General features: G+C 49.5%; 1 protein-coding gene. It reads left to right on the top strand.

Annotated features, from left to right (window positions below; all coding sequences use genetic code 11):
* The coding region (gene sppA / locus FHR04_RS20820; RefSeq protein WP_139405071.1) for a signal peptide peptidase SppA at positions 1 to 513 on the top strand (513 nt) is incomplete at both ends.

The following is a 513-nucleotide window of genomic DNA, read 5'->3' as shown; positions in this document are numbered from 1 at the left end:
CAAGTGTGACCGTCGGGGTGCTGAAGAATATCGGAGATACAGGGTCTGACTTTGCATCACTGACAGATGACACAGAGGAAGTGACGCTGGATAAGGGCAGCCCCGGCAGTAAAATCGCCGTGCTTGAAGTGGACGGCACGATTGAGGATAACGGCGGGTCCGCTGGCCTGCTCAGCTCAGGCGGGTATGATCACAGATCATTTTTAAAACAGGTTGAGCGTGCGAAAGAAGACAAAAGCGTCAAAGGAATTGTGCTGAAAATCAATTCCCCAGGCGGAGGCGTGTACGAAAGCGCGGAAATACATAAAAAACTTGAAGAACTAAAGAAAGAAACGAAGAAACCGATTTATGTATCAATGGGCTCCATGGCGGCATCGGGAGGCTACTATATTTCAACGGCCGCCGATAAAATCTATGCTTCACCGGAAACGCTCACGGGTTCACTGGGCGTCATCATGGAAAGCGTCAATTATTCCAAGCTCGCCGATGAACTCGGCATCAAGTTTGAAACCA

The sequence above is a fragment of the Deinococcus radiopugnans ATCC 19172 genome, from assembly GCF_006335125.1.
Lineage (GTDB): Bacteria > Deinococcota > Deinococci > Deinococcales > Deinococcaceae > Deinococcus > Deinococcus radiopugnans.
This window is presented reverse-complemented; position numbering and strand designations above follow the sequence as displayed.